At 67.5% G+C, this 23,215-nt stretch carries 23 protein-coding genes; 12 read left to right on the top strand and 11 right to left on the bottom strand.

Annotated features, from left to right (window positions below; translation table 11 throughout):
* Window positions 1-7: 7 nt before the first annotated feature.
* Genes VJT49_RS34375 through VJT49_RS34355 form a run of 5 tightly spaced genes read right to left on the bottom strand, consistent with a single transcriptional unit; the run spans window position 8 to window position 6,671 of the window.
* Window positions 8-1,198, bottom strand: a complete 1,191-nt coding sequence (locus VJT49_RS34375; RefSeq protein ID WP_324169165.1) for a cytochrome P450 — start codon at window positions 1,196-1,198, stop codon at window positions 8-10.
* On the bottom strand, window positions 1,182-2,426 hold the full coding sequence (locus VJT49_RS34370; protein ID WP_324169164.1) for a cytochrome P450: 1,245 nt from the start codon (window positions 2,424-2,426) through the stop codon (window positions 1,182-1,184). Before VJT49_RS34370 ends, VJT49_RS34375 begins: the two co-directional genes overlap by 17 nt.
* Window positions 2,423-3,658 carry a cytochrome P450 gene (locus VJT49_RS34365; protein WP_324169163.1) on the bottom strand — a complete coding sequence of 412 codons (1,236 nt, stop codon included), beginning with the start codon at window positions 3,656-3,658 and terminating at the stop codon, window positions 2,423-2,425. Before VJT49_RS34365 ends, VJT49_RS34370 begins: the two co-directional genes overlap by 4 nt.
* Entirely contained in the window at window positions 3,643-4,971 is a 1,329-nt protein-coding gene (locus tag VJT49_RS34360; RefSeq protein ID WP_324169162.1) for a cytochrome P450, read from the bottom strand. Before VJT49_RS34360 ends, VJT49_RS34365 begins: the two co-directional genes overlap by 16 nt.
* A complete protein-coding gene (locus VJT49_RS34355; RefSeq protein WP_324169161.1) occupies window positions 4,968-6,671 on the bottom strand; it encodes a prenyltransferase/squalene oxidase repeat-containing protein in 1,704 nt (567 codons plus the stop codon). Before VJT49_RS34355 ends, VJT49_RS34360 begins: the two co-directional genes overlap by 4 nt.
* A gap of 188 nt (window positions 6,672-6,859) precedes the next feature.
* On the opposite strand from VJT49_RS34355, the gene VJT49_RS34350 reads away from it, so the two are divergent.
* The 5 genes from VJT49_RS34350 to VJT49_RS34330 all read left to right on the top strand — a co-directional run bounded on the left by VJT49_RS34350 (window position 6,860) and on the right by VJT49_RS34330 (window position 11,173).
* Entirely contained in the window at window positions 6,860-7,840 is a 981-nt protein-coding gene (locus VJT49_RS34350; RefSeq protein WP_324169160.1) for a Gfo/Idh/MocA family oxidoreductase, read from the top strand.
* Window positions 7,841-8,075: 235 nt separating this feature from the next.
* Window positions 8,076-8,717, top strand: a complete 642-nt coding sequence (locus VJT49_RS34345; RefSeq protein WP_324169159.1) for a hypothetical protein — start codon at window positions 8,076-8,078, stop codon at window positions 8,715-8,717.
* A 497-nt stretch (window positions 8,718-9,214) separates the two neighbouring features.
* Window positions 9,215-9,421 carry a hypothetical protein gene (locus VJT49_RS34340; RefSeq protein ID WP_324169158.1) on the top strand — a complete coding sequence of 69 codons (207 nt, stop codon included), beginning with the start codon at window positions 9,215-9,217 and terminating at the stop codon, window positions 9,419-9,421.
* A 652-nt stretch (window positions 9,422-10,073) separates the two neighbouring features.
* Window positions 10,074-10,532 carry a hypothetical protein gene (locus tag VJT49_RS34335; protein ID WP_324169157.1) on the top strand — a complete coding sequence of 153 codons (459 nt, stop codon included), beginning with the start codon at window positions 10,074-10,076 and terminating at the stop codon, window positions 10,530-10,532.
* A 143-nt stretch (window positions 10,533-10,675) separates the two neighbouring features.
* Window positions 10,676-11,173, top strand: coding sequence for an NUDIX hydrolase (locus tag VJT49_RS34330; RefSeq protein ID WP_324169156.1), 498 nt, complete (start codon window positions 10,676-10,678; stop codon window positions 11,171-11,173).
* Here the strand turns inward: VJT49_RS34330 and VJT49_RS34325 are convergent.
* Window positions 11,163-11,537 (bottom strand): hypothetical protein, encoded by a 375-nt coding sequence (locus tag VJT49_RS34325; protein ID WP_324169155.1) that lies wholly within the window; start codon window positions 11,535-11,537, stop codon window positions 11,163-11,165. The two genes, VJT49_RS34330 and VJT49_RS34325, sit on opposite strands and share 11 nt — an antisense overlap.
* The gene (locus VJT49_RS34320) at window positions 11,538-11,681 is read right to left on the bottom strand and encodes a hypothetical protein (RefSeq protein ID WP_324169154.1); all 144 of its coding nucleotides are present in this window, start codon (window positions 11,679-11,681) and stop codon (window positions 11,538-11,540) included.
* A 544-nt stretch (window positions 11,682-12,225) separates the two neighbouring features.
* On the opposite strand from VJT49_RS34320, the gene VJT49_RS34315 reads away from it, so the two are divergent.
* Genes VJT49_RS34315 through VJT49_RS34305 form a run of 3 tightly spaced genes read left to right on the top strand, consistent with a single transcriptional unit; the run spans window position 12,226 to window position 15,722 of the window.
* Entirely contained in the window at window positions 12,226-13,083 is an 858-nt protein-coding gene (locus VJT49_RS34315; protein ID WP_324169153.1) for a HalD/BesD family halogenase, read from the top strand.
* 18 nt (window positions 13,084-13,101) lie between these two features.
* Entirely contained in the window at window positions 13,102-13,935 is an 834-nt protein-coding gene (locus VJT49_RS34310; protein WP_324169152.1) for a class I SAM-dependent methyltransferase, read from the top strand.
* Between the two features lie 8 nt (window positions 13,936-13,943).
* On the top strand, window positions 13,944-15,722 hold the full coding sequence (locus VJT49_RS34305; RefSeq protein ID WP_324169151.1) for a choline/carnitine O-acyltransferase: 1,779 nt from the start codon (window positions 13,944-13,946) through the stop codon (window positions 15,720-15,722).
* A gap of 6 nt (window positions 15,723-15,728) precedes the next feature.
* Here the strand turns inward: VJT49_RS34305 and VJT49_RS34300 are convergent, their stop codons facing one another.
* Complete coding sequence (locus VJT49_RS34300; RefSeq protein WP_324169150.1) at window positions 15,729-16,043, bottom strand: hypothetical protein; 315 nt, start codon at window positions 16,041-16,043, stop codon at window positions 15,729-15,731.
* A 330-nt stretch (window positions 16,044-16,373) separates the two neighbouring features.
* Between VJT49_RS34300 and VJT49_RS34295 the strand changes: the two genes are divergently transcribed.
* The 3 genes from VJT49_RS34295 to hmgA are packed head-to-tail and all read left to right on the top strand — an operon-like array spanning window position 16,374 to window position 19,299.
* Window positions 16,374-17,147 carry an SDR family oxidoreductase gene (locus tag VJT49_RS34295; RefSeq protein WP_324169149.1) on the top strand — a complete coding sequence of 258 codons (774 nt, stop codon included), beginning with the start codon at window positions 16,374-16,376 and terminating at the stop codon, window positions 17,145-17,147.
* Window positions 17,144-17,887 carry a hypothetical protein gene (locus tag VJT49_RS34290; protein ID WP_324169148.1) on the top strand — a complete coding sequence of 248 codons (744 nt, stop codon included), beginning with the start codon at window positions 17,144-17,146 and terminating at the stop codon, window positions 17,885-17,887. Before VJT49_RS34295 ends, VJT49_RS34290 begins: the two co-directional genes overlap by 4 nt.
* A 20-nt stretch (window positions 17,888-17,907) precedes the next feature.
* A complete protein-coding gene (gene hmgA, locus VJT49_RS34285; protein ID WP_324169147.1) occupies window positions 17,908-19,299 on the top strand; it encodes a homogentisate 1,2-dioxygenase in 1,392 nt (463 codons plus the stop codon).
* Between the two features lie 218 nt (window positions 19,300-19,517).
* On the opposite strand, the gene VJT49_RS34280 is transcribed toward hmgA, so the two are convergent.
* Window positions 19,518-20,249, bottom strand: coding sequence for a hypothetical protein (locus VJT49_RS34280; protein WP_324169146.1), 732 nt, complete (start codon window positions 20,247-20,249; stop codon window positions 19,518-19,520).
* Between the two features lie 359 nt (window positions 20,250-20,608).
* On the opposite strand from VJT49_RS34280, the gene VJT49_RS34275 reads away from it, so the two are divergent.
* On the top strand, window positions 20,609-21,679 hold the full coding sequence (locus tag VJT49_RS34275) for a hypothetical protein (RefSeq protein ID WP_324169145.1): 1,071 nt from the start codon (window positions 20,609-20,611) through the stop codon (window positions 21,677-21,679).
* Between the two features lie 61 nt (window positions 21,680-21,740).
* On the opposite strand, the gene VJT49_RS34270 is transcribed toward VJT49_RS34275, so the two are convergent.
* Both VJT49_RS34270 and VJT49_RS34265 read right to left on the bottom strand, forming a co-directional pair.
* On the bottom strand, window positions 21,741-22,310 hold the full coding sequence (locus VJT49_RS34270; RefSeq protein ID WP_324169144.1) for a hypothetical protein: 570 nt from the start codon (window positions 22,308-22,310) through the stop codon (window positions 21,741-21,743).
* A complete protein-coding gene (locus VJT49_RS34265; protein WP_324169143.1) occupies window positions 22,307-23,185 on the bottom strand; it encodes a hypothetical protein in 879 nt (292 codons plus the stop codon). The genes VJT49_RS34270 and VJT49_RS34265 overlap by 4 nt, the downstream gene beginning before the upstream one ends.
* Window positions 23,186-23,215 lie beyond the last annotated feature (30 nt).

Genomic DNA, 23,215 nt, shown 5'->3' with positions numbered 1-23,215 from the left:
TCGATTCCTACCAGGCGACCGGGAGCCGGTCGATGTTCACATCCATCCCGTCGGCGCTCCATTCCACTTCGCTGAACGCCACCGCCAGGCGAAGTCCCGGGATCCTGGTCAGGAGCGTGCCGAACGCCACCTCCAGCTCCATCCTGGCGAGCGCCGCGCCGAGGCAGTGGTGGATTCCGTGGCCGAAGGCCAGATGCTGGCCTGACGGCGAGTCCACAGTGAACGATTCGGCGTCCCGGAACGCCCGTGGGTCGCGGTTCGCACCCACCCGTGAGGCGATGACCGTCTCGCCCCGCCGGACCCGGACGCCGCAGACGTCCACATCGGCCAGCGCGATGCGATTGATCCCGACCTCCTCGTCCTGGAGGCGAAGCAATTCCTCGACCACGTCGGTGATCCTGAGTTCGCCGGCCCGGATCCCGGCCGGCACGGCCGGGTTCCGGAACAACCGCAGCAAACCGTGCGAGATCGCGGAAGCCGTGGTCACGTAGCCTGCCATCAGCAAGCCCATCGCCATGGACGCGATCTCCAGCCGGCTGAGCCCCCCGGGTTCGCCCGACTGCCCGGCGAGCTCGCTGAGCAGGTCCGGCCCGTCGGGCTTCGACTCCACCAGCGCCACGACGAACTTCTGCAGATCGGCGAACGCCTCCCCGAACCCTTCCCCGCCGCCGACCGCACGCAGCACGATGTCGGCCCAGCGCCGGAACCGGGCACGGTCGCTTTCCGGAATACCGAGCAATTCGGAGATGATCGCGATCGGCAGGGGGTAGGCGAATTCCTCCTGCACGTCCACCACCGGCCCTTTTTCCACCATCGTCGTGACGAGACCGGCGGCGACCACCTCGGCCCGCTCCCGCAGGGCGGCGACCCGGCGGACGGTGAACACCCGGCTCACGCTCCGGCGCAACCTGGTGTGTTCCGGGGGATCCTTCAGGAACATGAAGCCGCCGGCGAGATTTTCCGCGTCGACGGTCGGCACCGAGCCCGGATACTGGGTGCCGAACGCCGGGCTCCCCAGCAGCGCCCGCACGTCCTCGTACCGGGTGACCAGCCAGGCGTCGCCACCGGTGGCCAGGCGGACCTTGTGGATCGGCGCCGACTCCCGCAGCTGGGCCAGCGCGGGTGCCGGATCGATGATCGATTCACGCGCGAAGGGATAACTCCACGTTTTCGTGAGCTGCTCAGGTTGTGCGTTCACGGTTCCTCGTTCCGTATTCGGTCTGCCATGCGCTCACCAGCAACCGCACCGGGAACCGGTCCCCGAGCATGTTGACCTCCCAGGGAACCGAATCCCAGCTTTCCAGCATTTCGAAGCCGAGCCCGGAATCCACCAGTGCCGCCACCGCGCACTGCAGTTCCAGCCGGGCAAGATTCGCCCCCAGGCAACGGTGGATACCGAACCCGAACGCCAGATGCCGCCCGAGCCCGGGCCGCCGTGGATCGAACGAGCCGGGCTGGTCGAAGAGCTCGTCGTCGCGGTTGGCGGCCACCAGCGGCGCCACCACCATGTCCCCCTTCCGGATCAGCTCGTCGCACACCCGCACGTCCTCCGCGGCGAACCTCGGCATCGACTCGCCGTTGTCGCCCGACTGGAACCGGAGAACCTCCTCGACGAACGACTTCAGCAGCGCCGGCCGGTCCGGACAGACCCGCAGTTCGTCGAGCCACTTGTCTTCGACCAGGTGCCGCACGGCCACCGCGATCGCGTTCGCCGTGCTGACATAGCCGGCCACCGGCAGCCCGAGCACCATCGTGGTCAGCTCGACGTCGGTCAGCGACGCGTCCTCTTTTTGGACGCGGATCATGTGCGCGAGCAGGTCGCCGCCCCGCCCTCCGGCGGTTCGGCGGCGGTGCGCGATCAGCGACCGCACGTACTCGTTCAGCTGCCGCCAGCCTTCCAGCGCCACCACGCCCTGCGCCTCGGACACCGGAACCAGCAACTGGTCGGACAGCCGCTGGAACATCGCGCGGTCCGGCCCGGGCACGCCCACCACGTCCGAGATGACGTTCATGGTCAGTGGCTTGGAGAAATCGGCCATGATGTCGATCGCCTCGCCCGAGGAGAGCATGGCGCCGATCAGCTCGTCCGCCTTCGCCCGGATCGCCGCCCGGTACTTCCCGACCCGCCCCACCGCGAACGGGCCCGCCACCAGCCCGCGCAGGCGGGTGTGCTCGGGCGGATCCTGGAAGATCGATTCGTTGCCTTCTCCGGTTTCGGTGCTCACGTCGGAATCCAGCGGCGTCACCCGGAACACCTGGCGGCCGAGCACCGACCGGATGTCGTGGTATCTCGTGACGAGCCAGACGTCCGTGCCGTCGGGTGTCGTGGTCTTCGAGACCGGGCAGGTGGACCGGAGCCTGCCCCAGTCGCGTTCCAGATCGGCCGGGCGAAAGCGTTCGACCGGGGGTGGCTCGGCTGATGTCATGAGGTTTTCGCTCCTCTCGGATCGCCCGTGCCGGCCGTCAGCACCAGCTTCGAAGGACCGCGGACCAACATCCCGGCCTTCCACCCGACCGCGGATTCCCGATCGGCCAGCCGCAGACCGGGCAGGGCCGCGGTCAGCACCTCCAGCGCGACCCGCAACTCCAGCCGGGCGAGCGGGGCGCCGAGGCAGAAGTGGGCACCGATGCCGAACCCGAAGTGGGGATTGGGCTCCCGGCGGAAGTCGAGCCGGTGGGGTTCGCGGAAGACCGCGGGGTCCCGGTTGGCGATCACCGTCGCGGCGACCACGGGCGAGCCCGCCTCGATGAGAGTTCCGGACAGGACGACGTCTTCCGTCGCGTATCGCGGCGACGCGCCGTTGGCTTCGAGTGGTACGTACCGCATCAGTTCTTCCACCGCCGACGGGATGACCTCCGGTTCACCGACCAGGGCCTGGTAGCGTGCCGGGTCTTCGAGCAGCAGGTAGACGAAATTGGGCAGTTGCGTCGAGGTGGTCTCGTAGCCGGCGACCAGGATGGTCATCACCACGATCACGAGTTCCTCATCGGACACCGTCGCGGTCTCGGCCTGGCATGCGACCATGGCGGAGATCAGGTCGTCCCGCGCCGACCGCCGGCGATCCGCGACCAGCCGGGCCACGTAGTCCCACATGTTCCCGGTCGCGCGCCACCGCTCGTCCTCCGAGATCGAGGTCGTCGCCAGGCCGGCTTCGGCCCAGTGCCGGAACTGGTGACGATCCTCGTAGGGGACGCCGAGCAACTCGCAGACCATCTTGAGGGTGAAGGGGAGCGCGAAGTCCTCGACACCGTCGAATTCCGGGGCCGTCACCGCGTCCTCAAGCAGGTCGACGGCGATGGTGGTCGCGCGTTCACGCAGCCGCGCGATGGTCCTCGGGGTGAACGCGCGCCGGCACACCGCCCGCACCCTGGTGTGCTCCGGCGGATCCATCGCGACGATCCCACCGCTGAAGTTCTCGGCGGTGACCCGGGGCACGTCCCGTTCCAGGGAAGACGCCCGCGAGAACCTGGGATCCGACAATGTGGTCCGCACGTCGGCGTACCTGGTGACCAGCCACGCGGGCTCGCCGTAGGGGAAGACCACGCGGCTCACCGGCTCGTCGCGTTGCAGCGTCTCGTATTCGGGTTCCAGCTTCAGCCCGGGCGCGGACGGAAACGGGAAGGACCGCACCTCCCGCTCGCTCACCGGGCTGTCCATGCCGGCTCCCGTTCGGTCAGGCGGTTTTCCACGACCACGACTTCGGTGCCGCGGGCCGGCACCAGCATCGGCCCCTTGGGCGAGATCCGCTCCGCCCGCCACCGGGCCGGGCCGAGCCGCACGTGCCGCAGGATCGTGCCGATGATCGTGCGCATCTCGACCATGGCCAGCGACGCGCCCAGGCACCGGTGGCTTCCCCCGCCGAAGGGCAGGAAATGCGTGCTGGGCGGCTCCGCCGGGTAGAACCTGTCCACCGAATAGTCGCCCGGCCGCTCGTGCAGGTCCGGCGAAAGGTGCAGCAGCCCGAGCGAGACCGCGAACATGGTGCCCGGCGGGAAAGCGTATCCATGCGCTTGCCAGACCTGTTTGGTCACCCGGCCCAGGTCCATTGTGGTTGGTCGCACCCGAACCGATTCGTGGATCGCCGCGTCCACGAACTTCCAGTCCCCCGTGCCGACCGCGGTCACGACCCGGTCGAGCACATCCGGTGTCCTGAGCACGCGTTCGAAAAACCACGCCAGCTGGGTGGCCGTGGTCTCCTGGCCGACCGCGAGCAGCGTGACCAGATGGTCGCGCAACTCCTGGTCGCTCACGGCGTCTTCGTCCGAGCGTGCCAGCAAAATCGACACGACGTCGGCGCCCTGGTGACCGCCGGCGGCCCGCCGCTCGGCGATCTCGGCGAAGATGATTTCGTCGACCTCCGCCAGCAGCCGCTGGAAGGCCGCCCACGGGCCCAAACCACCGAACCGCCGCCGCGACGCGGGAAGCAGGATGATCAGCGGGTTGATGTCGAGCAGCCGGGGAACGAGCACCCGCAGCCGGTCCAGCCGCGACGAGTCCGTTATCCCGAACACCGCCCGCATCATCACTTCCAGCGTGACCCGCTGGAAGCGCTCCAGCAGCCTGATCCGGGACTTCCCGGCCCACCGCCGGATCTCCTGCTCGACGATCGACTCCATGAGCTCGACGTAGCCCGCCACGTTGTCGCCGTGCAGCGGCCGCATCAGCACCCGGCGCCTCCGGGTGTGCGCGGCACCTTCGGACATGAGCAGGGAATGGTCCCCGACGAGGAACCTGATCGACTTGTTGGCCGCGGCCGCGTCGAAGTTGTCCGCGTCGTCCCGAAGGATCCGCCGAATGCCGTCCGGCGTGCAGATGTAGACGATGCTTCCGAAACCGAGGATGCGCGCGGTGAAAAGCGACCCGTAGCGGTCCATACACGCCTTGCCGAACTTCGTCGGCGCCACCGCCCACATGATCGTCTGCAGGAACGCGGGCAACGGCGGGCCCGGCGGCAGCGAACCGTGGTTCACCGTTCCTCGCCTCGCGAAACCAGGTTCAGCCAGCGCCCGAGCGCACGCAGCGAGAAGGTGTGGGCTATCAGGTCGTCGGTGTAACACAGGTCGTCGAAGTACAATCCGACGTTGCTGGGCCGCCACGTTCCCGCGTCGTCCTGATGCGTGAGCAGCCACTCGACGGCCTTGAGCACGACCGGGCTCACCGGGTCCTCACCGCCTTTCAACAGTGCGAACAGCGCCCATGCCGTTTCCTCCGCGGTACTTCCCTCCGGCGGCAGCTCGTGGCACAGCGGCCAGCCTCCGTCGGCGGCCTGGTTCTCGCGCAGCCATCGCCGGGCGGCTTCGGCCTCGGGGCCGCGGCCGTTCCTGGTGTCCACACAGGCTTCCAGCAACCGGCTCGTGCCGTGCACGTTGTCCCGGAACCAGACCGAGGCGATGGACCCGTCGCGCTCCTGGTGCTTGCGCAGGTAGGCCAGGCCGCGGGCGATGGGCGTGCCCGGCGAGGCCGGCTCCCCGAAACGTTGCAAGGCCATCAGAACATGCGCGGTGACCCCGGGGCACGGCCGATCGTTCATGATCGAGGAGTCGCGCACCCATTCCGACCACGAACCGTCCCGGTTCTGCTGGTTCTCCAGCCAGGCTATGCCGAGTCGCACGGCCGGATGCGTCCTGGGCACCCCCAGGTCAGCCAGCACCCCGAGGACCACCGCGGTGTCCTCGGACTCCGGCCATCCCGACGGCAGCGCCCAGCCCCACCCGCCGGCGGGCAGGCCCAGCGGGCTGAACGGCTTGTTCCACTGGGTTCGCAGCAACCATTCCCTCGTGGGTTTCAGGAGCGGCTCCTCCGCCACGTCCCGGAACTCGCTGAGCGCCATGATCGAATAAGCGGTCACCGAGATCTCCAGGTCGCGGTCGATGGCCCACGAACCGTCCTCGCGCTGCGTTTCCAGCAGGTACCGCAGCGAGCCGAGCTGGAGGTCGGTGGCCACGCCGGCCTCGCGGAGTCCAAGGTAGACGAACCCGGCGATCATCGGGCACTCCTCGATGCCGCCGTTGGTGCCGGAGACTTCGCGCAACCAGTTCAGCGCGAGCGGCTCGGCCACCCGGCCCAGAATCTTCCGGATGGGGCCGCGGTGCATGGTCCGGCTCTGCATGACGCCGAGTCCCAGGATCGCCGGCAGCGCGATCGACACCTTGTTGCGGAGCCGCGGCGGTAGCAGTATCACCTCGACCGGCTGGTCGGGTTGCTGCTGGAAGTCCCGCAGGCCGACCAGTCCCCAGATGGTGGGCAGCGCCGCGGGCCAGGTTTTGGGGGCGTCGCCGTTGAGACCGGGAATCACGTTCGTCGCGTCGTTGTCGTCGAGGAACTTCCACCCGCGATCGATGGCGTCGCTCGTGCTTTCGCGCGCTGTCTCGTGCAGTGCCGCGATCCCGAACGCGGTCATGCCGGGGCTGCTCGGCGCTTCGGCGTCGGCCATGCTCCAGCCGCCGTCGGCCCGCTGGTGTGCCAGCAGCCACCGCACCGCGGCGTCGATCCGGTCGCGGTAGGCGACCGTGTCGGCACGGGCCAGGCAGAGCGCACCGAGCGAGGTCGCGATCGTCGACGAGCTGAGCCGGTCGACCCACGACCCGTCCTCCCGCTGCCTGTCGTAAAGGTGGGTAAGGGCGCGCTCGGCCGCCTTCTTGGCCCGCGGTTGCAGCTGTCCGACGTCCACCGCCACCTCCGATTGCCGACGATCCCCCGCGAAAATATCTACTTTGGACAGTGAGAGCCCGGAACGCGAATCGACGTTAACGGCGACGGTCCGGCAGCCGCAACGGCGCGTTCAAGCGCGGGCATTCCGCAGTCGAACCGTGCTCGCGTGGCCTGTCGAGCTGCGCCCGGCCTTGCTAACCTTCCCCGGTGAAAAGTCGTGAAACCGGCCGGCGGCTACGGTTCGGAATCCTCGGCTGCGCCGATATCGCGTGGCGGCGGATGCTGCCGGCGATGACCACCGATCCGAGGATCGACATCGTCGCGATCGCCAGCCGCGACGAACGGCGCGCCACGACCTTCACCGACCGTTTCGGCGGTACTCCGTTCGAAGGCTACGACGCGATCGTGGAACACGATGACGTGGACGCGGTCTATATTCCCTTGCCTCTGATGCTGCACGCGCACTGGGCCGCACGGTGCCTGGCGGCAGGCAAACACGTGCTGGTCGAGAAACCGATGTCCGGCACTCACCGGGAGTCGAGCGACCTGGTCGCCCTGGCCCGCTCGCGCGATCTCGTGCTCTTCGAGAACTACATGTTCCTCCACCACTCGCAGCACGCCGTCGTGGCCAAGCTGATCGCCGACGGCACCATCGGCGAGCTGCGGGGTTTTTCCAGTTCCTTCACCATCCCGCCCAAAACCGGCAACGACATCAGGTACCAGCGCGAGGTGGGCGGCGGGGCCTTCCTCGACATCGGCGGCTATCCGGTCCGCGCGGCGCTTCATTTCCTCGGAAACGACCTCCGGACGGCCGGCGCCGTTTTCCGCCGGCACCCCGACCGGGACGTCGTGATATCCGGCGGAATCCTCCTCTCGACACCGGATGGAATTCCCGCACAGCTGACGTTCGGCATGGAACATTCGTACCGGAACCGCTACAGTTTTTCCGGCAGCACCGGCCGGATCTCACTCGACCGCGCTTTCACCCCACCGGAGACGCATTGCCCGGTTCTCCGGATCGAGCGGCAGGACCACCGGGAAGAGCTCACACTCCGCGCCGACCACCAGTTCGCCCGCGCCCTCGACGCCTTCGCCGACGCCGTCAACGACGAGAAACCCTTCGAGCAGCCGGGAACGCTCGAGCAGGCGGCGTTGATCGATGAGATCCGGCGTATCGCACACCAGTGACGGAGCGCAAGGCGACGGCGGGTGCTCATAACTTCCGGGTGTTCACGGCCGCGGAATGTCGCGCAGGTTGGCCCGCGCCGGATCGAGCATCCGTCCGACCCGTCGCCGCGCGGGCTCATCCGCACAAATCGGAACCGGTGGATCCGCATCGACTACCGCCAGAACCTGTGGTAGTACTAAGAGGAAATGACCTTTCTGGGCTCGAAAAACCGCATCTACGCTGGTCAAGTCAAGTGTGGTAGTCCAGAAACTTAGGGTCTCCTTAGTAAGTTACAAAAAAATACGCGAACAAAGGATTTCCTCCCCGATGCGTCTCCCTACGAACAAGCACCTGCGCCGCGCCTTCGCCGTCGTCTCGGCTGGTCTCGCGCTTGTCTGTGCTCAGGCCGCACCCGCGAACGCCAGCCCCCTGGCGGGCCACGCCGAACGCACAGTCACCGCTGAGGGCACCACCTTTCACCTGAAGCTGTTCGCAGCCCCGACGATCCTCCCGGCCGCCGGTGGCACCGTGGTGGTCAGAGGTACGGGTTACAACACCGCGCAGGGCATTTTCCTCGCGTTCTGCGTGATCCCCGACAGCGTCCACGTTGGTGACGCCTCGACGTACACCGCCCTTCCCACACCCTGCCTCGGCGGACGCCAATCCACTGACGGCTCCGCCCGGCGAATCACCAACACCGGTACCGGCACGCCGGGCGTAACCATCCCCTACGCGCCAGGAGGTTCATTCCTCACCACCCTCAATCTCAAACCCGAAATCGCCGACGGAACCGTCTGTGGCGTCACCGTGCGGTGTGCGATTGTCACCCGCGCCGACTTCACGGCTACCGATCAACGGTTGTACGACCAGTACATCCCGATGCGATTTGTGCGATAGCGGATGAGGACAGGTGGGGCGCAACCCCATCTCTCCTTCTATCGTCGTCTTCGGTCCAGGTCCTTACCGTCGGTGCAGATCGATACGCAGGATGCTGCCCCCGCCGGCGCAAACACGACAATTGGACACGTGTGCCGCGCCGTCGTGGAACACCAGACCACCGGGGAGCTCCAGCGGGTCGGTCAGTACGACCTGATTGCCGTTGTCGCGGGACCCGGACGGGGCGCCGACCGGATCGTCGGCCGAGGAACCGGGCCGGGAGATCTACCGCAAGCATCGCGAACGGCTGGGCCGGCACCTGCGGCGGGAGGACCGGCGCGAGTACTCCCTGGAGGTGCTGGAGGCTTTCATCGCCGAACACACCGCCCACAAGCACGGGAGCAGGTTCTACAACCGCGGCATCCCCGACGACTACGGCTGGGAGGGCTTCTTCGGGCTCAAGCCAGACCCGCAGCTGGAGGAGGCCACCCAGCGCCTATCGCCACGACGCGACCTTCGTGCTCGACCCGCTGGACACCTTCGAGGCCCCCGACGACATCGTCTGGGCCAAGGACCGCGAGATCCGCCGGGTCCACGAGCTGATCGTGCACGGCTACTACGACGCCGGCTACGAGCCAGTGGTCGTCGCCCCCGATTCGGCCGAAGCCCGTCTGGACTTCATCTGCTCCAACCTGCGCCTGCCCAAACCCAGCCGAGGAGCGTGACAGGCGTTGCGCGCCAACGCAAACCGCGACCGGGGAGTGTGATCACGTTGTTCCGCACCGGGAAATCAGGGAAGTCACAGCTGCTGCTCTCACCGAACAGCGTGCTGGCCAACGCACTGCCGCGCTCGATCGACCTCCTCCGTCCCCGCGTGTTGGCTTCCCGGCCGGGCGGATCGAGTTCGTCGTCGGCACCCAAATCAACGGCGCCCCACACCTGGGCACGAACCTGGTCCAGACCGCTGCGTTCCTGCTGGCGAAGATCGCCCGGCGGGAGTTCTCCATCGACACCGCGATGCGGTCGAGTGTCGGGTGTGGAGCTGTCGGGAACGCAAGCGATCATCGTCGCGGCGACTGACAGGGACAAGTGTTTCCCGAAACGGCCGTCGGCCTGCATCTTGGGCGGGCCACGGAGCGCGACGACCTGTCAGCCCGGTAGGGCCGAGGGGATGGCTCGGGTCGGTGTCGCTTCGGCGAAGGCGTTCCACAGCAGGTTGAGCGGGTGGTCGGCGGCGTAGCGGTCACGTTCGCCCTTGCGGGCGAAGATGCCGGTGACGATCTCCAGGCGGGTTGGTAGTCCTCGGCGAGGTCGATCTTGCGCAGGCCCTGGCCGGGCAGCCGGCCTTCGAGGGCGGCGTCGGCGACGCGTTCGGTGGTGAGCAGGTACCCATTGCAGGAGGTCGGTCGCCGAGACGCTGACCGCGGCCGGGGTGCCGGTGCACGCGACGACGCAGCCGTCCCGCGCGCCGCTGGGCGAGCTGGCCCGGCCCGGCACGGCACCTACCACGGGATGGCCCTGGCCTGCTTGTGCGCGGCCGACCGGCATCACCAGTTCGCCACCGAGATCGTGCCCGCACTACGCGAGGGCCAGGTTGTGGTGTGCGACCGTTACGTCGCGTCCTCGCTGGTGCTGCAAGGTCTTGACGGGTTGTCGGCGGAGGTGGTGTGGCAGCTCAACCACGGCGTTTACCGGCCGGACCTGTCGGTCATCCTCACCGTGGCTCAGCCGCCCTGGCCGAGCGGCTCACCGGCTGCGAGTACGTCCACGAGACCAGGGAACTCACCGAAGACGGCTCCCGACTCACCGACCATTCGGGACTCGCCGTGCGCCTGATGCTGACCGCCACCGGTGCGCTGCTAACGTCGGACCCCGCCACGGCGGCCACGCCTGCCGAGCCGGAGCCCACCTTGTTCTGACCGGCCGGTTCTGCCGGAGCACACGCCCCGTCAGCCGAGACCGCGAGGACCAGCCGCAGGATGTCTGTCCCGACCAGCACCGTCACGCCCCGCATCGGCGCCCGCGTCCTTCTGCTGGACCCCGCCGACCGCGTACTGCTCATCCACGCCCTTGACCCCGCCGACTCCGAACACCACTGGTGGGAACTGCCCGGCGGCGGCCTGGACGACGGCGAGGACCTCCAGGCCGCGGCCCGCCGCGAAGTCGCCGAGGAGACCGGAATCCTGCTCCCCGCCCTCGGCCGCGAACTGTGGGTGCGGGAATCCCGGTTCCGCGACAAGGGCCGCGACCACCACCACATCGAGCACGTGTTCCTCGGCCGCACCCCCACCACCGTGCCGCAGGTCGCGCTCCAGCCCACCGAGAACGAGAAGGCCGGGCTGATCGAACGCCGCTGGTGGCCGGCCGACGAGCTGCGGCAGTGCGGCGACAAGCTCCTGCCCGCGGAACTGCCTGCCCTGCTCGACGACCTGCTCTCCGGCCGGTTCAGCCCCACGCCCCTCTCACTCACCAGCTGAGCGTCTGGCCACCCGTCCACGTTGGGTGCTGGATGACAAGCTCGCGGACGACCGGCACCCGGGTGAGCTGGTCGCACACGCGCGCCCGGTCTTCGTGCTTGTCGATCAGCGTGTAGCCCTGTGGCGGCTGGAACCCGTCCAGCATCGTGGCCAGCTCGTCAGCGGTGAAGCCGGGGTACTCGCGGATCGTGCGGATCGGCATCGCGTGGGCCAGTTCGACGTCGTGGAGGTAGGCGTAGACGGACTCGCCGTTCCCCGGGTTGGCACGTTCGGCGATGTCAGCAAGCGATCGTGGCGGGCCGGCTACGGCCTCGTCCAGGTCGATCACCGCGATCAGCTTCGACACCGGCGCCGTCAGATACACCTACCAGGTGGTCGGCTGGCCTTTGCCATAGCGGCGGCGGAACTCGTGGGTCTTCAGGCCCTGCCACATCAGTTCGTAGTACTCGGGCTTGAGCGACATCAGCACGCGCGCGGGCAATGTGGTGACGACGAGGTCGTTGGGCACACCAAACTCCCGTTCGTACGGTGATCATCTCGCCGCGTCGGCGGCTTGCCGAGCTGGGTCGAAGTCCAGTTGCTGGTCAGGGCTGCGTCGGCATGTCACTTGCGACAGGCAGCCGAGTGACGCCGCTGAGTTCGGCCAGCTCCTCGTGGGCCTGCTGCAGTTCCAGCGACAGCTCGGCGAGGGCCTTTCGAAGCATCGCGGTGGTCGCCTGTGAACAAAACCAAGACCAACAAACACAAACCGCCTGACATAGAAGGATCATTCACGGCGGGCGAGTTCCGCGTTCGCGGCGCCCGATAAAATCGGGATAGGCGCAGCCCGGCGAGAGTGCGTCGCCGGATAACCAGGGACAACCAGAAACACCAGGTCAACACCGGCGGTGGGAGCCAGGGGGACGCGAACCCCGGTCGCCCGCACGGCCGGAGGCGGGGCCGCGATCGCAGTGTGACCGGTCACAAACTCAGGGTCACCCGAACGAATCCTGTGCTACACGTTTTCCACGACCAGGGTAAGCAGGGCAGCTCCACCCCGCGAGAGGACGTCGATGAGCATCTCCGAAGTCGTGACCGCACTCGACCTCGTTGACACCGGCAGCTACCCGCTCACCGAACCGGGCGGCGCGGCGTGGCGGGAGATCGTTGACCGCACCCGGGCCGAGCTGCGGGAAGTCGGCTGCAGCGTGGTGAAGGGCTTCATCCGCACGGAGTTGCAAAGCATCCTGCGCGCCGAGTGCGCCGCCCTCGCGCCGCATGCGTACGCCACGGTGGAACGGGTCAACGCCTACAACATCGCGCTCGACACGCCGCTGCCGGACCACCACCCCGGTCGCATCATCATGGAACGCGGCAACGCCTTCGTGACACGCGATCGTATCCCGGCGACCGCGATCATCCAGCAGCTCTACACCAGCCCGGTGTTCCAGCGGTTCGTCGCCGACTGCTTCGGTCTGCCCGAACTGCACGAGCTCGCCGACCCGCTGTCCGGGCTCACGCTCAACGTGATCGCGCCGGGCCGCGCGCACCCGTGGCACTTCGACACGAACGAGTTCACCGTGAGCATGCTCATCCAGGAGGCGGACGGCGGTGGACGCTTCGAGTACTGCCCGAACATCCGATCCGCCACCAGCGAAAACTTCGGCGACGTCCGGGCCGTGCTGGCCGGGGGAAGCGATCTCGTGCGTCGACTCGATCTGCGTCCCGGCGATCTTCAGCTGTTCCGCGGCCGGTATTCGCTGCACCGGGTCAGCACGGTGGAGGGCACCATCGCCCGTCATTCGGCGATCTTCGCCTACAGTGAAGGTCCTGGAGTCATCGGCAGCCCGGCGCGGACGAGACAGCTCTTCGGCCGGGTTCTGCCCGAACACCTCGCCGAGGCCGTGCGCGGCGACAAGTTGCTCGACTGACGTCAGGAGCTGCCCCCCATGTCCTTCGACTCGACCGGCAAGATCTCCTTCGACGACATCTACACCGCACCGGATCCTCGCGCTTTTTTCGGCACTCTGCGCAGGCTCGATTATCAGATTCCCCAGCTGGCAAAGCCGTATCTCACGAAACTGATCGAGGTGTACCGCGCGGGCCGGCGCGCCGCCGAACCGACCGTACTCGACGTCGGGTGCTCGTACGGCATCAACGCGGCGCTGCACCGGTGCGACACGACGATGGACGAGCTGTTCGAGTACTACGCCGAAGCGGACACGCTGGATCACGACGCGCTGCTCACGCGCGACCGCCGGCTGGTGCGGTCGCACGCGGGGGCCGACAGCGTCCGGTTCGTCGGCCTCGACGCGTCGGCGCCCGCGCTGGAGTACGCGCACGCCACGGGGTTCCTCGACGAGACGATCCACGCGGATCTCGAGGCGAACGACCCGGACAAGGATCAGCAGGCCATCCTGGACGACGTCGACCTCGTCGTCTCCACCGGCTGCGTCGGGTACGTCACCGAGCAGACGCTGACCCGCGTCGCGCGGGGCGCGCGGCCGTGGATGGCGCATTTCGTGCTGCGGATGTTCTCCTACGAACCAGTGGCGGCGAGTCTCGCCGAAGAACTGGGGTACGAGACCGCTAGCATCCACGGCGTGTTCAGGCAGCGGCGGTTCGCCTCCGAGGACGAGCAAACGCGGATCCTGGACACGCTGTCCGCGGCCGGGGTGGATCCGCAGGGGCTGGAGACGGAGGGCTGGCTGTACGCCCAGCTCTACGTGTCGGGGCCGCGCGGGGTCGCCACCAGGCTCGCATCCACCCTGAACACCCTGTGAAAACGAGGATGACCGTGAGCAGTCCGGAGTGGTCCGCCCGCACGTTCGGCAACGAGGAGAACCTGCCCCGGGTCCCGTTGCCCACGCTCGAGAGCAGCTGCCGCCGGTTCCTCGAGTGGTGCACGCCGCTGCTGACCGCGGACGAGCTCGCGCGGACCGAAGCGGCCGTCGCGGACTTCCTGGCGCCGGAAAGCCCGGCCCACGAACTGCAGGCGACGCTCGAGGCGTACGACCGGTCCGAGGGCGTGCTCAGCTGGCTGGACGCGTTCTGGCGGTACCGCTACCTCGGCCGCCGGGACCGGATCGCGCTCAACGCCAACTTCTTCTTCCTGTTCCAGCCGTCCCCGCTCGGGCAGGTCGAACGCGCGGCCGAGCTGGTCGCGTCCGCGGTGGACTACAAGCTCAAGCTCGACGACGAGCTGGTCGCGCCGGTGATCTTGCGTGGGCAGCCGCAGTCGATGGTGCAGCACAAGTTCCTCTTCTCCGCGACCCGGATCCCGGGCCAGGTGCTGGACACCGCGCGCACGCCGTATCGCGAGGACTGGCCGGGTCCCTCGAACGCGCGGCACGTCCTCGTGTTCTTCCGGAACACGCCGTTCCGGATGGACGTACTGGCGCCGGACGGCCGACCGTACGACCCGGAGCAACTGGCGGCCGGGCTGCGTTCGATCGTGAAGACGGGCAAGGTCGTCGACGACCCCACGACCGCGGTCGGGCATTTCACCACCAAGGCGCGAGCGGACTGGGCGTCGAGCAGGGCGGCACTGCTGGCCGCGGGCAACGCCGAGGCGCTCGACGCCATCGAAACGGCACTGTTCTGTCTCTGCCTGGAGGACTTCGCACCGACGGACACCCAGGACGCGTGCGACAAGCTGCTGCACGGTGACAGTGGGAACCGGTGGTTCGACAAGGCCGTCTCGTTCGTCGTGTTCGAGGACGGCACGGCGGGGATCAACGTCGAGCACTGCGAGCTGGACGGCACCACGATCCTCAGTTTCACCGACGCGCTGCTGAGCGAAGAACGGACATCGCGCGAAGCGCCCGAAGGCGTGCCGGCGTTCGAGCCTGTCAAGTTCGTACTGGACGACGCGTTGCGCGAAGACGCTCGCACGGCTGGAGAGTCCTTCGCCGCGTACGCGGATGCGACGGCCACGAAGACGGTGTCGTTCGACTTCGGTGCCAACCGCGCGAAGCAGCTGGGGATGTCACCGGACGGTTTCGCGCAGATGGCATACCAGCTCGCGCACAAGCGGGCCAAGGGCCTGAACGGCGCGACCTACGAGTCCATCGCGACCCGGCAGTACCGCAACGGCCGGACCGAGGCGATGCGTGTCGTCACCCCCGAAGTGCTGGCGTTCGTCGCGGCAGTGGAGGACCCGAACACGTCCGCCGACGCGCGGCGGGCGGCCTTCCGTGCCGCGGCGGCGAAGCACGCGGCGCGGGCGAAGGAGTGCCAGGCGGGTGACGCGCCGGAACAACACCTGTGGGAGCTGCAGCGGATCCAGAAACGGCGTGGCGTCGACGAAGTACCGGCGCTGTACGCGTCGCCAGGCTGGCTGATCATGCGGAACGACTACCTGAGCACCAGTTCCGCACCGTCGCACAACATCCAGTACTTCGGGTTCGGCTCAACCAGCCCCCAGTGCATCGGCGTCGCCTACGTACTGCTGCCGGACCGTTGGAACATCTACCTGAGCACGCCCCGGCATGTCGCCGACGAGATGCATCGCTTCGCCGACGAGCTCACCCGGGCCGTCCAGGAACTGCAGGACCTGCTGGCCGAGTGACGATCGTCAGGTGCGCGGGATGGCTTCTGTTCGCTGGAAAGTCTTCGACCCGTTCGCGCCGAGAATCCGCGGACAGGCGGTCTCCGGCGCGGGCGGCCAGGTCGGGGCGTCGATGCCGGTGACGTAGTCGCGCATGGTCGCCAACGGGCCGCCGAACTCCCGGCCGACGCGCTCCGCCTGCGGCGTCACCGTACCGTCCTGGTGGGCGAGACTGAGGACTCGCAGCGCGTTCGCGACGGAGTTCAGGGTCTGTACCGCTTCTTGGGACCTGGCGTGCCGCATCACGGAATCGTGCGCGAAGGTGTTCCGATGTGCGGCCATCTATTCGTAACGTCCTTCGTGGGCGACAACCGCTCTTCGCCGAGAGGCATCCGCGCACAGAAGGGATCGGAATGTCTGATTCCCCTGTTCAGCGCCAGGTCGCCGACCACGACGTGATCGTCGCCGGTGCCGGCCCGGTCGGTCTGACCACGGCCCTGGTACTGGGACGGACCGGCCGCCGGGTTTCCGAGATCCAGCGGATCACCCACCGCGGCACCCAGGACCTCTCGCCAAGCCGTCGATCGCATTCATCGGCGCCGGGCACTACCCGAACTACCGTCTCTGGTGCCGGTGCATGGTGCCTGACCCGGCGCGGATGGAGTGATCAAGATGAGTGAAGCACGACCCGGCGGCCTTGGGACCTTGCCGCTGGCGGGAAAGGTTGCCGTGGTGACCGGCGGAAGCAGCGGTATCGGTGCCGCGGCGGCATGCCGGCTCGCCGCGCAGGGGGCATCGGTCGTGGTCGGGTTCCATCGCGGAACGGACCGGGCGGCCGACCTCGTTGCCCGCCTTCCGGGCGATGGCCATCGCCCGGTATCGATGCCGGTTGAGAACTCGAGGCGACTCGAAGAGGTCGCGCAGCTCGTCGAACGCGAATACGGCCGGTGCGACGTGTTGATCAACTCGGCCGGCGCGACGCGGAAGGTCGCCCACGCCGACCTGGAGGCGCTGAACGACGAGCTGTTCGACTCGCTGATGCGGATCAACGTCCGCGGCCCCTTCGCCACGGTCCGGGCGTTCGCCCCGCTGCTGGCGGGCACGGGCGACGCGGTGGTGATCAACGTGTCGTCGATCTCGGGGAGCACGGCCTCGGGCAGCAACGTCGCCTACTGCGCGGCGAAGGCCGCGCTCGACAACCTCACCATGTCGCTCGGCCGCGCGCTGGGTCCCGCGATCAGAGTGATCGGTGTGGCACCCGCCGCCGTCGACACGGGATTCGTGCCTGGGCGTGAGCGGCAGGCCGTCGTCGCCCAGGCGGCGGGGACACCGCTTCAGGTCGTCGTCGACCCGGACGACGTGGCGGTCGCCATCGTCGGCGCGGTCACTCACTTCCGGATCTCCACCGGGACCACCTTCGTCGTGGACGGCGGGAAACATCTGTGAACCCAGCGCACTCTTCCCTTCCGTTCGGCGTGTTCTCGGTCGGCACCGAGCGGCCGCGAGCAGGCGTCGCCGTCGGCGACATGGTTCTGGATCTGGCCGGAGCCCTGGGTGACCCGATCGTCGACTCCCCTCGCCTGAACCCCTTCCTCGCCCGCGGACCCGAGGCGCGGTCGTCGACCCGGGCGGCGGTGCTCGACCTGCTCGACACCCGGGGTCCGGATGTTCCCACCCGCCTCGAGTTCCACCTCGTCCCGGTTCGCGACGTGAAGCCGCACCTGCCGGTCGAGGTCGCGGACTTCGTCGATTTCCACTCGTCCCTCGAGCACGCGAGCAACGCCAGCCGGATCCTGCGTCCGGGCGATGAGCCGCTCAAGCCGAACTGGCGGCACCTGCCGGTCGGCGGTCACCTCGTGTCCACTCCCGCCTTCGCCCCGGTGTACTGGACACCGGCGCGGCAGCTCGCCCACCTGACGTCGAACGGCGCTTCGCCGCGAACGGGCGATCTCCACGGGACCGGGACGATCTCGTCGTGGGACAGGTCGGGCCATGACTGTTTCCTGGAGCTGACCTGGAACGGTGAGGATCCGATCGACCTGCCCGGCGGCGAGCGGCGGGGTTACCTCCACGACCACGACGTGGTCACCGTCTCGGCGTCCGCGCCCGCACCGGACGGTGGTCGCGTTGATTTCGGACAGGTGAGTGGCCGCGTGCTCCCGGCGGGAACCACCGGCACCTCGTGAACGAGAAAGAAGGAGAGGCCATGACCGCGGCACAGGAGAAGCCTGCGACCCCGCAGAGTCCGACAGTGGATTCCGGGGATTCCGGGGATTCCGGGGATTCCGGGGATTCGGGGGATTCGGGGGATTCGGTGCTGTCCTATCTTTCGGGCTTCGGCAACCATCACTCCACCGAGGCGGTCCCGGGTGCGCTCCCGGTGGGGCGCAATTCCCCGCAGAAAGCACCGCTCGGGCTGTATGCGGAGCAGATCAGCGGTACCGCCTTCACCGCACCGCGCCGGATGAACCGGCGGACCTGGGTGTACCGGCAACTGCCGTCGGCGGCCCACTCGGCGTTCGTCCCCATCGGGCCCGGCGACCTTCGGGCCGCGCCGCTGCGGGAGGTGCCGTTGAACCCCAACCGTCTGCGGTGGGACCCGCCACCCGCGCCGGCGACCCCCACGGACTTCGTCGAAGGCCTGTTCACGATCGCCGCCAACGGCGACGTCGAGGCGCAGACCGGCATCGCGATCCACCAGTACACGGCCACGAAATCCATGACGGACCGCTACTTCGTCAATGCCGACGGGGAGATGCTGCTTGTCCCCGAATCCGGCATCCTGCTGCTGCGCACCGAGTTGGGCGTACTCCGGGTGAGCCCGGGTGAGATCGCCGTGGTGCCTCGGGGTCTCCGGTGGGGCGTCGCGCTGCCGGACGGCCACGCCCGTGGCTACGTGATGGAAAACTATGGCGCGATGTTGACGTTGCCCGAGCTCGGCCCGCTCGGCGCCAACGGTCTGGCGAACCACCGCGACTTCCTCGCGCCCATGGCCGCCTTCGACGACATCGCCGGCACGGTCGAAGTCGTCCAGAAGTACGGCGGCGCGCTCTGGGCGGCGGAGTACGACCACTCGCCGCTGGACGTCGTGGCCTGGCACGGCAACTACCACCCGTACAAGTACGACCTGTCCCGGTTCATGGTCATCGGCACGATCAGCTTCGACCACCCGGACCCGTCCATCTTCACGGTGCTGACCTCGCCGAGTGAGGTGCCCGGGACGGCCAACGCCGACTTCGTCATCTTCCCCCCGCGCTGGCTGGTGGGAGAGGACACCTTCCGCCCGCCGTGGTTCCACCGCAACATCATGACCGAATTCATGGGGCTGGTCCGCGGCGTCTACGACGCGAAGGCGGACGGCTTCGTGCCGGGCGGCGCGAGCCTGCACAACTCGTTCACGGCGCACGGGCCGGACGCCACCACCTACCACCAGGCAAGCAACCGGGAACTCGTTCCGCAGAAGATCGAGAACACGCTCGCCTTCATGTTCGAGACCCGGCTGCCGCTGCGCCTCACCTCCGCCGCCGCCTCGGCCGCCCACCGGCAGCCGGACTACGACGCTGTCTGGCAGGGCTTCACGAAGGACTTCACCGGCTGACCGAGGCCGCCGCATGGGACCACGAACGCTCGCAAACGGAAGTGCGGTGCCAGGGCGGTTGTTCCGCCGATTGCTGGTCAAGCTTTTTGGCGAACAGGTCCGTGAACAGACGTGCATGCCTGCCGGCCGGGAAACCGGCGAGTGACCCCCTCACCAACCCCACCGGCATCGCCGCCACCACCCGCGTCGCCGGCCAGGTCGCCGACCTCATCGGACGGTCACTCACCCACGCGTTGCGTACTCATGATCACGTCATCCACCTGGACGTCGTAGGACGACGGCGTCGGATCGGCCTGGTAGAGCTGCCAGCCCAGCTTGAGGGTGTCGAACCGCGGGAAGACGAAGTTGTCCGACGTCCCGCCATGGTGCTTCGTGGAGACTGCCAGTGCGGTCTGTTCGATGCCGTCCAGGTACACGGTGACGCGGTTGTCGCTGGCGTCGAGGTGGAATTCCACGCACCGCCAGCTTCCGCCGACGGCCGGCACGGAAGCCTGCCAGGCGGTCCAGTCGCCGGTGGGGCCCAAATCGGACCCCACTCCCCAGAAGTTGCTGCCAGAGCCGGGCACATACTGGCCGCCAAGCGGGCGGACCAACGTCGGCGAGCCGGAGCCGGAAGCCTCGGCAACGGTCCAGTGGGCCCAGTCGGGTGCGGTGGGGAATGCGGCCACGCGCAGGCGCAAGCGAACCCAGAAACTGTTGGCGGGCGGCGTCAGGCCGGACACCACAAGGAACGCATGGCCGTTCCCGTCCGTGTGAATGCGCAGTTCATGGCCGCGCCCGGTCGCGCTGGGTGCGATGTGGAGGCTGCCGCCGTCGACGTCGGTGGTCCAGGCGGGAGCTGCCTCGACCTGTCCGAGAGGCAGGTGATCGAAGTCCTCCCGGAAGAACACGCTGTCGCGCGGAACCGCCGTAGCCGCGGCAGGGGACGTCAACAGCGCCGCGGCGAGCACGGCCAAAATCCGCTTTCCCGGGTGAATCATGTCGCCAGCATGCCGCAAGTCGAAGTGTCCTCGCCGCCGGTGCCGGAATCCTGTCGGGAAGTGGACAGCATCGATCCAGAGTGTCGTCGACCAGGACAGTGCCGCCCTTGTCTCCCAGGACGACGCACGCGATCCGTGGGTATGGCAACGGCCCGGGACGGACAAACCAAGATTCGGGAGCAGGAAAGAACAGCCGTGGATCGCGTCCGCATCGGCCGACTCCGGAGACGGTAACGCCCGTGCCAGGGACTTCTCGTTCCCCTCCCCGGTAACGGCCGTCCAGGCCCGCGCGACTACCGGTCTGTCGATCGCCGGGCCGAAGGGATGCCGTGCTCAGAGTCATGCTGTGCGGAGCCAGTGACACCGCCGACGTGCGGGATCAGTTCGCCGACGTGATCGGCGGCTTCGGCGGGGAGCCCCTGCACTACCTCGCCGGTGGCGTCCAATACCTGAACTCCGCCGATTCGAGCTGGTCGCGCAACTCGCAGATCACCGTCCGGGCCGCCGACCTGTGCGTGTTCGTGATCATCGAAAAGCACGGCGAGATCACCTGGAGCACCGAACTCCGGGAAGCGAGATCGGCGGGCAAACCGTTCCTCGTTCTCTGCCTCGACCGCACATACACCAAGTACGACGTGCTGCGGAACAGCCTCACCGACGCCACCGAGCTGCGCGCCGAGGACGATCGTCTGCTGCTCGAAACCATCCGCGAGATGGAGTTCTCGTGGCAGCTGACCGTCATCCCGTTCAGCTACGGCACGTTCCCCCAGATCCTGCGCCGTCAACTGGCGATCCTCTTCCACCTCACGCTGCAGGCACAGCAAGAACGCAACCGGCGCGCCGCGATCGCCCGTCTGGCCGTCCAAGGCGAGCGTCTCAACGCGCAGGAGCAGGCGATCGCCATCAAGATCGCGACCGACGAACTGGAGGAGAAGAACATCCGGAAACGTGCGGTGGTCGCCCTCACCAGCAGTGGCGTCGACCCGGAGGTAGCGCTGGAGCTGCTCTCCTCGGACGAACAAGGGGTGCAGCGGCTCGCCGCCGAGCACTTGGCCGACCTCTATCGTGACCGCCCCGCGGACCCGGAGTTCCTCGCCCAGTGCGTCCAAACCGCCAACGCCGCGGACGACGTCGGGATCGGCCGCAGGCTGATCCCGACGCTGCTGAACCTTGATCTGGTCGCCGGAATCTCCGCGCTGAACCTGCTTTCGGTCGCCGAAGCCGGGACGCGCCGCCGCATCGCCGAAAACCTCGAACGGCATGAGGAGGCGATCGTCGCCGAAAACGTGACGGCGGAAGCCCTCGCTCTGCTCGCCCGGTGCCTGGAGGACATCTCGGAGACCGGCTGGAAGGCCCGCTGCCGTCAACTCCACGCACGGCTGTCCGCCGGACAGGTATAGGAACGCCGCGCTCCACCCACACCTCCATCGAGATCAACACGTCACGCCGATGGGGTCGACATCACGATGGTGACAGCGCATGGAAATCCGACAGGAAAACGACCTCTGGCGCTTCTGTTTCGTCATAGCCGGCCGCCAGAGCTATCGCGAACTGGACTTCTCTGGCATCGGTGTGATGCGTCGCCGTGTTCGTCACCATGTTGAGCAGGCACAGGTAGGGAACGGTGAGCTGAAATTGCGCGATGTCCGTTGTCCGGTCACCGTACCGACGTAGTTCCGCTACGGCATCCAGGACTGCCTTGTCCAGCCTCCGCCGCGGGAGCCAGGTGATGTGAGACCAGTGTCGCTCACCGGGAACGTACAGCTCCTGCCAAGGGGTGTTCTGGTTTTCCGAAATCCTGTTCCGATACAATACGTAGTGATCATGCATTCCGGGTCGTGGTGCGAAGAACCGCCACATAGGGATGGCTCCGCCATGTGGATCGATTCGTCTGATGAGCCACATCGGCTCATCGACCTGATTGAAGCACGTCAAGGCCAGCCACGTCGGTAACACCACATGCAATGCTAGTTTTGGCAACGTGAACGCGTGTAGCTTCGCAGTCCACGAACTGCCGCGGTCGGACGTCATGATGCGCCCGATCCCTTCTCATGCCGTCGGGGTAACACGTTCTTGGCGCACCACGCGACCGCTGGATAGCTGCCGACAAAAGACCAAAAGAACCTGGGCAGGCCCATGTATCGAGCGTTTGCGAGGTGGAAACCGGCACCGCTGAGCAAGATCAACCGTGCGATCGGGGCAGGCGCGACCAACACCGTCGGGAACAGGGTTTCGATGAGCATCACCAGCCACGCCAGGAGCCGGGCAAGGCCCGGTCGGTCCTTGACGATTCGGTAAAGAAACCTGTCGCCATATGCCCGGGTACGGGTAATCCCGGAGATGGCCGCGCCACTGCGCCAGGTTGGAGACGTCAGTTTTGCCGCACCGGCGACGAAGTACGAAAGGCAGCTCTGCGCAGCGGCGAACGCAATCGCGAGCTCACGTGAGTCCCGGTCATCGCGAAAGAACTTCTCGATCAGGGCGACACAGAAATTGATCTTAGCCATGTCATCGGAGCCGTCGAGGCCGTAGCTGGTGCGCCTGACCAGCGCGGCATCACTGGCCACCATAATGCCCAAACAGGCACGGCGGGTACCGTGTCCGGTATTGGGCAGCAACAGCGGAAAGCAGGCGAGAAGTCTGGTTGTCAACACGGCTGTGAACCATGGGTGCGCCAGGATCTTGTCAAGGATTTTACGCTGTTTTTCCCAACCACCAGGACCCTTGCCGCGTTGGATCGGCCATGCGAACACTCCCCTGTCATCCATCGACCTGGATATCGCCAGCCATTCGAGTGCACCCAGCGTGGCGCCGACGGCGGTCAGTCGCTCAATCGCTCGGAAAGCACGGTCGAGCTCGGCACTGTCCCTTGCCCGAGTGCAGGTCTGCTTCCGCCATAGGGCCATGTTACTTCCTATCCACTGAACCTGGGACAT

This window comes from Amycolatopsis sp., assembly GCF_035276945.1.
GTDB lineage: Bacteria > Actinomycetota > Actinomycetes > Mycobacteriales > Pseudonocardiaceae > Amycolatopsis_E.
The sequence above is the reverse complement of the archived record's forward strand: the minus strand, read 5'-3'. Positions and strand labels throughout refer to the sequence as shown.

Coding starts and splice junctions, on each gene's coding strand:
- VJT49_RS34370 (WP_324169164.1), bottom strand. CDS start 2,426: ATGACATCAGCCGAGCCACCCCCGGTCGAACGCTTTCGCCCGGCCGAT.
- VJT49_RS34365 (WP_324169163.1), bottom strand. CDS start 3,658: ATGGACAGCCCGGTGAGCGAGCGGGAGGTGCGGTCCTTCCCGTTTCCG.
- VJT49_RS34330 (WP_324169156.1), top strand. CDS start 10,676: ATGTCTGTCCCGACCAGCACCGTCACGCCCCGCATCGGCGCCCGCGTC.
- VJT49_RS34315 (WP_324169153.1), top strand. CDS start 12,226: ATGAGCATCTCCGAAGTCGTGACCGCACTCGACCTCGTTGACACCGGC.
- VJT49_RS34310 (WP_324169152.1), top strand. CDS start 13,102: ATGTCCTTCGACTCGACCGGCAAGATCTCCTTCGACGACATCTACACC.
- VJT49_RS34305 (WP_324169151.1), top strand. CDS start 13,944: ATGACCGTGAGCAGTCCGGAGTGGTCCGCCCGCACGTTCGGCAACGAG.
- VJT49_RS34300 (WP_324169150.1), bottom strand. CDS start 16,043: ATGGCCGCACATCGGAACACCTTCGCGCACGATTCCGTGATGCGGCAC.
- VJT49_RS34295 (WP_324169149.1), top strand. CDS start 16,374: ATGAGTGAAGCACGACCCGGCGGCCTTGGGACCTTGCCGCTGGCGGGA.
- hmgA (WP_324169147.1), top strand. CDS start 17,908: ATGACCGCGGCACAGGAGAAGCCTGCGACCCCGCAGAGTCCGACAGTG.
- VJT49_RS34270 (WP_324169144.1), bottom strand. CDS start 22,310: ATGACGTCCGACCGCGGCAGTTCGTGGACTGCGAAGCTACACGCGTTC.
- VJT49_RS34265 (WP_324169143.1), bottom strand. CDS start 23,185: ATGGCCCTATGGCGGAAGCAGACCTGCACTCGGGCAAGGGACAGTGCC.